This window comes from Streptosporangium subroseum (assembly GCF_900188345.1).
GTDB lineage: Bacteria > Actinomycetota > Actinomycetes > Streptosporangiales > Streptosporangiaceae > Streptosporangium > Streptosporangium subroseum.
Genome location: NZ_FZOD01000162.1, coordinates 1 through 1,715, shown reverse-complemented (window position 1 = coordinate 1,715; position 1,715 = coordinate 1). Strand labels below are relative to the sequence as shown.

Annotated in this window: 1 protein-coding gene; it reads left to right on the top strand. The window is 70.4% G+C overall.

Annotated elements, in window-relative coordinates; genetic code table 11:
* Nucleotides 1-69 precede the first annotated feature (69 nt).
* Nucleotides 70-1,653 (top strand): IS1182 family transposase, encoded by a 1,584-nt coding sequence (locus CHC08_RS47800; RefSeq protein ID WP_089213960.1) that lies wholly within the window; start codon nt 70-72, stop codon nt 1,651-1,653.
* Nucleotides 1,654-1,715 lie beyond the last annotated feature (62 nt).

The following is a 1,715-nucleotide window of genomic DNA, read 5'->3' as shown; positions in this document are numbered from 1 at the left end:
CTAGAAGCGCACTGAAGATGTTGGGGGTCTGGCTCCGCCGCGAATGATGGTGGGGTCAGACTGGATGTTATGCAAGGTCACTGGACTGGGGAGCCGGTCGGGCCGGATGTATGGGCCACCTGCCGGGAGCTGATCCCGGCGGGCAGCGTGTTCGCGTTCCTGGCCGAGCACCGCGAGGAGTTGTTTCCCGGCGACATGTTCGCCGACATGTATCCCTCCCCGAACGGGCGCCCGAGTATGCCGCCACAGGTGCTGGCCGCGGCGGTGGTGTTGCAGACGCTGCAGGGGGTCTCCGACTTCGACGCGGTTCAGCAGTTGCGTTGTGACCTGCGCTGGAAGGCCGCCTGCGGGCTGGGCTTGTATGACACCGCGTTCGATCCGTCGCTGTTGACCTATTTCCGGCGCCGACTGGCCCGCTCGGCCGATCCGGACCGGACCTTCACCCGGGTCAAGGAGGTCGTCGCCGCGACCGGGGTGCTCCAGGGCAAACAGCGGCGGGCGCTGGATTCGGCGGTCCTGGATGACGCGGTGGCCACCCAGGACACCGTCACCCAGCTGATCGCCGCGATCCGCGCGGTGATCCGTGAGGTCCCCGGCGCCGCACCGGTCGCTGCCGCGCAGTGCACCGCTCACGACTACCGCGATGCGGGCAAGCCGCGCATCGCCTGGAACGATGAGCAGGCCCGCGCCGACCTGGTGGACGCGCTGGTGACCGATGCGATCGCTCTGCTGGCCAACCTGCCCGAGCAGGCGCTCGGGGACCAGGCCGCAGGCGCGGTTGGTCTGCTGGCTCTGGTCGCCTACCAGGATGTGGAGCCGGCCGAGGACTCCGACGGCCGCGATGGGCGCTGGCGCATCGCCCGGCGCACCGCCCCCGACCGGATCATCTCCACCGTCGATCCCGAATCCCGGCATGTGCACAAAACCCGCACCCACCGCCAGGACGGCTTCAAGGCGCACCTGGCCATCGAGCCCGAGACCGGCCTGTTCACCGCCGTTGCCCTGCGGCCCGGCTGCGGGCCGGCCCACCACGAAGCCGCCGTGGCCGCCGATCTGCTGGCCGGCGAGCAGGCACCCGTGGAGCTTTTCGCCGATACCGCCTACGACACCGGGCCTGCCCGCTATCGCCTGCACCAGGCCGGACACCGGCTGGTGATCAAGCCCGCCCCGCTGCGACCGGCCATCCCCGGCGGGTTCACCCTGGACGACTTCGCCATCGACACCAGCGCCGCCACCGTGACCTGCCCCGCCGGGCACACCGTCCCATTGTCGTCTCCGGGCGGGCAGCACCATCAGCGTAAGGCCTTCTTCGGCGATAGGTGCGTGTGCTGCCCGTTGCGCGAGCGATGCACCACGGCCAAGGCCGGGCGCCTGCTGACCATCCGCCCGCACCATGGCCTGATGGCCGCCGCCCGCCACCAGGCCGCCACCGATGCGCCCTGGCAGGCCGACTACCGGCGCTGGCGAGCACCCGTCGAACGCGCCGTCGCCTGGGTCGTGGCCCGCGGCAACCGCCGCCTGCGCTACCTCGGCGCCATCAAAAACGACGCCTGGCTGCACACCCGCGCCGCCGCCCTCAATCTCCGCACCCTGATCAGCCTCGGACTGACCCGCACCAACGGCACCTGGGCGATCGGCCCTTCCAGCGCATAGCGATGAGGGGCATCCCGGCTCGAGACACCCCTCTACCAGCAAGATTTTCAGTGCGCTTCTAG